The sequence below is a fragment of the Methylobacterium planeticum genome, assembly GCF_008806345.1.
Lineage (GTDB): Bacteria > Pseudomonadota > Alphaproteobacteria > Rhizobiales > Beijerinckiaceae > Methylobacterium > Methylobacterium planeticum.
The window spans coordinates 1-7,415 of record NZ_VZZJ01000064.1; the positions used below are offsets into that span (position 1 = coordinate 1).

At 64.1% G+C, this 7,415-nt stretch carries 6 protein-coding genes; 3 read left to right on the forward strand and 3 right to left on the reverse strand.

All coding sequences use genetic code 11. The features are described 5' to 3' along the window. Positions 1–1,193 (reverse strand): molybdopterin molybdotransferase MoeA (locus tag F6X51_RS27450; protein WP_150967250.1); only part of this gene is annotated, 1,193 nt, incomplete at its 3' end. A gap of 205 nt (positions 1,194–1,398) precedes the next feature. On the opposite strand from F6X51_RS27450, the gene F6X51_RS27455 reads away from it, so the two are divergent. The 3 genes from F6X51_RS27455 to F6X51_RS27465 are packed head-to-tail and all read left to right on the forward strand — an operon-like array spanning position 1,399 to position 3,518. Beyond that, on the forward strand, positions 1,399–2,463 hold the full coding sequence (locus F6X51_RS27455; protein ID WP_150967252.1) for an NAD(P)-dependent alcohol dehydrogenase: 1,065 nt from the start codon (positions 1,399–1,401) through the stop codon (positions 2,461–2,463). A 37-nt stretch (positions 2,464–2,500) separates the two neighbouring features. Further along, positions 2,501–3,298, forward strand: coding sequence for a molybdate ABC transporter substrate-binding protein (gene modA / locus F6X51_RS27460; protein WP_150967254.1), 798 nt, complete (start codon positions 2,501–2,503; stop codon positions 3,296–3,298). Between the two features lie 10 nt (positions 3,299–3,308). Next, entirely contained in the window at positions 3,309–3,518 is a 210-nt protein-coding gene (locus F6X51_RS27465; RefSeq protein ID WP_150967255.1) for a TOBE domain-containing protein, read from the forward strand. Between the two features lie 63 nt (positions 3,519–3,581). Here the strand turns inward: F6X51_RS27465 and F6X51_RS27470 are convergent, their stop codons facing one another. Together F6X51_RS27470 and F6X51_RS27475 are read right to left on the reverse strand one after the other, a co-directional pair. Further along, positions 3,582–5,693, reverse strand: coding sequence for a TonB-dependent receptor (locus F6X51_RS27470; RefSeq protein ID WP_191970310.1), 2,112 nt, complete (start codon positions 5,691–5,693; stop codon positions 3,582–3,584). A gap of 283 nt (positions 5,694–5,976) precedes the next feature. Next, positions 5,977–6,768, reverse strand: coding sequence for a substrate-binding domain-containing protein (locus F6X51_RS27475; protein WP_150967258.1), 792 nt, complete (start codon positions 6,766–6,768; stop codon positions 5,977–5,979). Positions 6,769–7,415 lie beyond the last annotated feature (647 nt).

A 7,415-nucleotide genomic window follows, 5' to 3' on the forward strand; every position in this document is an offset into this window, starting at 1 on the left:
CGATCGAAGCGGATCACCTCGATCATCTCCCCCGGCTGAGCAGGCGGGGCGTTCGCTGGCCGGATGGTTAGTGCGTGAGCTTTCGCGAGACCCAACAGCATGGCCGTGTCTTGCATGGCCATCGCGGTGAACGTTGGCCGGCCATCCGCCCCTCGATCGAGCCGCCCCCGCAGGAACGTGTCGCGCGGCCCGACCGCGGAGAGCGGAGCCGCCAGGACGGCGCAGTCCCGTGGGACCTCCTCGAAGCCGAGGCCGGCCAGGGCGGACAGCGTCGGCTTGAGGAAGACGAGGGCGCTGACGAGGGCTGCCACGGCATTTCCCGGAAGGCTGAGGACCGGAAGCCCTGCGAGAACACCGAACATCGTCGCCTTGCCCGGCCGCATTCGGATTTTCCGGAATGATGCCGAGAAGCCGAGCCTCTCGAGAGCGGGTCGGACGAGATCGAAGGTACCGACGGATGCGCCGCCGGTCACGATCAGCAGGTCCGCCTGGACGCCATCGAGCGCATGAACGAGGGCGTCTGGGCGGTCGGGTGCGATCCCGAGGTCGATCGGCTTGCCGCCCCATGCCGCGACCAACGCCGTCAGGGCCGGGCGATTGGCGTCAAGGATCTGCGCGCCCTCCCCCGCGCGGAATCGGCTGGAAAGCTCGTCGCCCGTCGAGAGGATCGCGGCCTGCGGGCGGCGGTGGACCCGCAAGGTGTTATGGCCCGATGCGGCGAGGAGTCCGATGTCGCGCGCCGTCAGCCTTCGACCGGCATGAGCCGTCACGTCGCCCGCACGGAAGTTGCTCCCGGCGGCGCGGATGTGACGGTAACGCTCGATGCCCGCGAGAAAGGACACCGCACCGCCTTCGCTTCGAGCCTGCTCCTGCAGCACGACCGTGTCGGCACCGGGTGGGATCGGCGCGCCGGTGAAGATGCGCGCGCAGGTGCCGGGCGCGAGAGGCGCGACGTCACGATCGCCCGCCTTCACGACATCGAGACACGCGAGAGGACTAGTATCGTCCGCAATGTCCGCGAAGCGCACGGCGTAACCATCCATGGCCGAGGCGGCGAATGGGGGCGCATCGAGCAGGGCAGAAACGTTTTGCGCGCACACGCGCCCGAAGGCCGCGTCGAGCTGAACAGCCTCGATGCCAACCGGACGCAGAGCTTTCGAGATCGAGACGAGAGCCTCGCTGATGCTCAGCATGTCAATCGTGGCACCGAATGTGGTAGCCTGATCCGCCTCATACACCTAACGCTCTCTTTCCTGCAGATTGCTGATTGCACCGACCGGGTTGCCTACACGATAGCCCTGGTCGAGGCTATGATCTGTTGTATATAGCGCGCCGAGGGGAGCTGCCGCCCTGCAAAGGGCACACGCTGCGGACCCGACCGCCGAGACAGGATCGCGCATGTTCACCTGCACAGGATACGCCGCATCGGGCGCCGAGGCGTCGCTGTCACCATTCACGTTCGAGCGCCGCGATCTGGGTCCGACGGATGTCGAGATCGAGATTGTCTATTGCGGGGTCTGTCACTCGGACCTGCATCAAGCCCGTAACGAATGGCAGAACACCCTCTACCCCTGCGTGCCCGGACACGAGATCGTTGGACGTGTGACTCGCGTGGGAGGAGAGGTCGCGGACTTGAAGATCGGCGACCTCGCTGGTGTCGGGTGCATGGTCAACTCCTGTCGCGAATGCGCGAGCTGCAGCGAGGGCCTGGAGCAGTACTGCGAACCCGGCTTCACAGCCACGTACAACGGTCCCGAACCTCAGACCGGCGGCCATACCTTCGGCGGCTATTCCAGCCACATCGTCGTCGACCGGCACTTCGTCCTGCGGATCCCCGAAAACCTCGATCTCGCGGGCGTGGCGCCGCTGCTGTGCGCCGGCATCACCACGTTCTCGCCGCTACGGCACTGGAAGGTAGGGCCGGGCCAGAAGGTCGGCATCGTGGGCCTCGGCGGCCTCGGCGGCCTCGGCCACATGGGCGTCAAGCTCGCTCATGCCATGGGGGCCAGCGTGGTGCTGTTCACGACCTCGCAAGGCAAGGAAGCGGATGCGAAACGGCTCGGCGCTTACGAAGTGGTGATCTCGAAAGATGCGGACGCCATGGCGGCGCAAGGCGAGAGCTTCGACTTCATCCTCGATACCGTTGCGGCCGAGCACGACATCAACGCCTATCTAGCGTTGCTGAAGCGCGACGGTACGTTGGTGCAGGTCGGCGCGCCGGAGAAGCCCCTGCCCGTACAGGTGTTCAGCGTGATCTGGCGACGTCGCAATTTTGCGGGCTCGCTGATCGGGGGGATCGCTGAGACGCAGGAGATGCTCGACTTCTGTGGCCAGCACGGCATCACGGCCGACATCGAGATGATCACCATCGACCAGATCGAGACGGCCTACAGCCGCATGCTCAAGAGCGACGTGAAGTACCGCTTCGTCATCGACATGGCCTCCCTCGCAAATGCCGCCTGACCTTTCTCCGATCCTCTCCCCAAAGGTCCGATCCAGCATGCTCCACCTGACCCGTGCCGCCTTCGTCGTCGGCCTCGTTGCCAGCTCGCTCGTTGGACTACGGACAACCTTGGCCGCCGAGACCGTGACCGTGTTCGGGGCTGCGAGCCTCAAGAACGCACTCGACAATGCCGGGAAGGCTTTCACGACGCGGACGGGCACGGAGGTCAAAGCGAGCTACGCGGCATCCTCGGCGCTCGCCCGCCAGATCGAGGCCGGTGCCCCGGCGGACCTGTTCGCCTCGGCCGACCTCGAATGGATGGACTACCTCGCCAAGAAGAACCTCATCCGGCCCGACAGCCGGGTGAACCTCCTCAACAATCGCCTCGTGGTGATCGCGCCGAAGGATGCCTCATCGAGCGAGATCGCTTTTACGGCGGAGGACTTTACCAAGGCACTCGGGGCAGACGGTCGGCTTGCCACCGGCGAGGTCAACTCGGTGCCAATCGGCAAGTACGCCAAGGCTGCCTTCGAGAAGCTCGGGCTCTGGGGCAGCCTGCAGCCTCGGCTGGCGCAGGCTGACAACGTGCGCGCGGCACTCGCCCTGGTTTCCCGCGGAGAGACACCCCTCGGTGTCGTCTACGAGAGCGATGCTCGATCGGATCCGGGCGTGAAAGTCATCGGTGTGTTTCCGGCGGACAGCCACCCGCCAGTGGTGTACCCGTTCGCTGTCACGTCCGACGCCAAGGGCGACGGCGCCACGCGCTTCCTCGATTTCCTGAAGGGAGCGGAGGGCAAGCCTTTCTTCGAGGCGCAGGGCTTTAGCGTCATCCCGGTCAAGGCCGGCTCACAGTAACGGATACACGATGCAGATCTCAGCGCGCAACGTCATCAAGGGCAAGGTCGTGTCGGTCGAGAAGGGCGCCACGACCGCGCATGTCAAAATCGAGATCGCAGCGGGTCAGGTCGTCACCGCGGCAATCACCAACGATGCGGTCGACAGTCTCAAGCTGACAGTCGGTGACGAGGCCTACGCCGTGGTGAAATCCTCGGATGTCATGATTGCCGTCGACTGATATGCGGAACAAATAAGTGAGGGGGTTGAGGCCGCTCGCAGTTCGAGCAGGGAGTGTCGGGCTTCACAGGTCGACCTCCATGCTGAGCTGGAAGGTGCGTGGCGTTCCGAGGTAGGCCGTGTCGGCGCCCGAGCCCCCGTTGATGTTGCCCGGAGCTATCGATCCCCAGTAGTGCGTGTCGGATACGTTCAGCACCTGAAAGCGGAATGTCATCGGGGTGCCCAGCGCCTTCGTCGAGTAGCGAACGCCAAGATCGACCGTGGCGTAGGCCGCCGCGTAGGAGTTGTTGTAGTTCGTCGCGGCCCGCTTCGTGACGTACTGCAGCGCCCCCGTGAGCCCCAGACCGGGCACGGGCAAGGGGTGGTAATCCACGGCCACAGCCGTTCTCCAGCGCGGCACGCCGACCACCAGGGTGTTGTTGGTCAGCACATTGCCGGTCCCGGTCAGGCGGGGATCAAGCCAGGTGACGCCGCCGAGCAAGCTCAGCTCGGGGCTGACCGCGCCGGAGGCGAACAACTCGATCCCAAAGTTCCGTTGCGTGCCCTGGACCTCGAAGATCCGCGTCGCCGGGTTCGTGAAGGCAAGCGGCCGGGTGATGCGGAAGCCGTCGAGCGTGATGAGAAGCGCCTCGGAGACGGCGTACTTGGCCCCGACCTCGTACTGCCGGCTTCGGTAGGGGGCGAGGATCGTGTTGGCGTTGCTCGCGTCTGCGGTCGCCACGTCGCCCTGCTGCAGGCTGTCGGCGAAGGTGAAGTAGGTCGTGAGCTGCCGGGTCGGCGTGTAGATCAGGCTCGCGGTCGGACTGAGCGCGGCGTTGCGCGTGTCCGTGCTCGTGATTGCTCCCCGGCTCGAGTAGTTCGTGCTCGTGAGCCACGTGGTGCTCAGCACGCCCTGCACGGCCCATTGCTCGTTGAAGTGGAGCGTGTCGCCCGTGATCAGCGACTGCTGGAAGACGTTGGCGGATCGGTACTGGCCGCCGTTCGCTGGCAGCCCCTTCTGCGGGAACACCACCGGGTTGGCGATGCTGGCCGAACCCAACGTCGTCACGATCGAGTTCCGGTACAGGTACTGATCGTTGCTGAACCCATTCGTGCCGATCGTCAGGTCGTTGCGCATGCCGAAGAGGTCGAAGTGACCGTTCAGGTAAGCGAGATTGCTGCCGATCGTGAAGCGCGGGACCTGGGTGAAGTTCTTGGTCGCGCTGTAGGCGCCCGCATCGTTCGTCAGGGCATTGGTGATGCCGTACAGGCCACGGTCTGCATTCTGGTAGAGCCCACCGATGACGAGATCCCAATCCTCGTTGAAGCGGTGCTTGAGCTTGGCCAGTCCCGTCTCGGTCGTCAGGTTCACCCCGGCGCCGGGCTGGCCGTAGCCGGCCCTGGTCGGATCGACGGCTGGCGGCAGGATCGTACTCCGACCATTGCCGTACAGACCGCCGCCGTAGGTGAAGCCGCCGGGAAGCCCGGCTTGGTTGAAGGAGTAGCGGCTGGCGTTGAGTTCCAGCACCGTGTCCGGGTCGAAGTGGATGTCGAAGGCGCCGCTGATGAGCGAGCGGTCGAGGAAGCTGTCCTGGACGTAGCTTTCGCCCACGCCCTTCACGACGTTGATGCGGTAGCCGATCGCGCCGTCCTGGCCGAAGCGGCCGCCGACATCCGCCGCACTCGTGATGATGCCCGGCGAGTCGTAGGCGATGATGGCGCGTGCGAGCGGCACGTCCGTCGGGCGCTTGAGAACGTAATTGAAGACGCCGGCGGGCGCGGCTGGCCCGTAGAGGGCGCCGGCCAGCCCATTCAGCACCTCGATACGCTGCAGGTTGTCGATCGGAATGGCGGTGGTGCCGATGATGTTGAGGCCATCGAGGCGGGTATTCTGCACGACGCTGCCCTCGAAGCCGCGCGATTGGGGGCGCGAGACATCGAAGCCCTGGCGCGACTCGACTTGGACCGAAGGGAGGTAGCGCAACGCATCGTTCACGGTGCGGACCTGGTTGTTGACGATCAGGTCCTGCGGGATGACGGCGATGGAGTAGGGCGTGTCCTTGATGGCCCGCCTGCCAAGGGGCCCGACATCGGCCGACCTGGCTTCGTAGCGCCCCTCCGAGGCGTACGGAATGGTATCTCCGGCGCTCGCGCCGACCCCTGTGCCGACGCCGGTGACATCGAGTTCTGGAAGCATCGTGCTGGCGGAGCTCGGCCGCGTCGCCTGAGCGAGAGCGGCACCACCGCCAATCATCAACGTGGTGAGCGAGATCCCAACGAGGCAGGCCTGCCGAAGGCTGCGACCGGAAGGACAGGCCTGTGTCGAGGATCCGCCGGCGACGGGGCCTGATCGGAATGCGCTGCACGTCATGAGCGTTGTCCCCAAAGCGATACACATCGGCGCGGCAGGGCCGCATCCGTCTTCTGCGCGTCTTCGGATCCGCGTGCGGCGTCTCTCCGCCGTGTCCGTGCCGACGGCCTCATCCGGGGGACTTCGCAACCGGCTCGAAGCCGTGGCGCGCGAGGATGTCCTGCCCCGCCTCGGACAGGATGAAGAGCGCGAACCGCGCAGCGTCCGGATCGTCGGTCAGGACGATCAGGCCAGCCGCTGAGGTCACCGCGAGGGTCGGCGGCAGCGACAGGGCGACGAGGCCCGGAACCTCCCGAACGAGGGCGGGGGCGCCGCTGCAATAGACCGGCATGGCGTCGGCTCGATCGGCTAGGAACACACCGGCCGCCGCATTGCGTCCTGGCACGAGTGGTTTGCTGTCTGGGCCGCCCACGAGTTGCATCGCCTTCGCCTGCAGCACGGCCTGCGCACCAGGGTGTGCTGCTTCGGCCCTGGCGAACATAGCCCAGGTATAATCGCCGCTTGGATCCGAACCCGGCGTCGAGGTTGCCAGCCGCACGGTCGGATCGAGCAACCGCTCCAACAGGCTGTCTTGGCTTGCTCCAACCCGTTCACGCACCAAGAGGCAGAGCTTGTTTCGAGCGAACAGTACGGTTCCGACGCCGTGCCGCTTCTCGGCCAGCATGCGAGGCTGGTTCATGTCCGCCGACGCGAACAAATCGACGGGCTGCCCGGCCTCGATCTGCTTCCGCAACAGCCCAGAAGCCCCGTAGGCGGACGTCGAGGTTCTGCTGGATATGGTCGTGAAAGCGGCGAGCAGGTCCGTCATGGCGGGCCTGAGACTTCCAGCCGCCATAATCCGCAGCGATCCCTGCTCATCAGCCTGTGCAGATGAGGCGCTGAGTACGGTGAAGAACGCCACTACGCGACAAATCAGACGGGTGAGGAACCTGAAGCGAGCACGGGGCACCGGAACATCCTACCAGGAACTCTCCCCGATAGTTGTATTGCTCGGCTTGTACGGCGACTGCAATATGATGTCGGCTTCATATTCGAAAAGGCAGTCCAGTGATGGCGAAGAGTGGTAATATCGTCCGCTGTAATTGCTGCAAATCCGCACCTATCGCTCTTCAATCTCCTTTGATTAGCAAGACCTCAATCTGTGAAATTTTGATGGAGCTTGTCAGTCTAGAACAACCTGAGAAATAATATGACGAATTCACAAGACTTATTCTTGAAAAAATATAATACCAACCAATCACGAGTAGTTTTCTGGTAATAAGAACCAAACCACGGTTCACAAAAATTATTTGTCAGTTGCATCAGAGCGGATTAATTTTGCGTTTTAATCGTATGGGCCAATAGGCTGCGATCAACCTTGTTGGTAAAGATCCACTCACGGGTGACCGAGAACAGGTCGACGTGGGAGGACAGAATGGACCTTGCCGCTTCACGAGTAGAAACGTCAGCTACGCCGCCGAGCTGGCTGTCGCGCGAGCATATCGTTGCCAAGCCGGGGTTCAACCGCTGGCTCGTGCCGCCGGCCGCCCTGGCCATCCATCTCTGCAT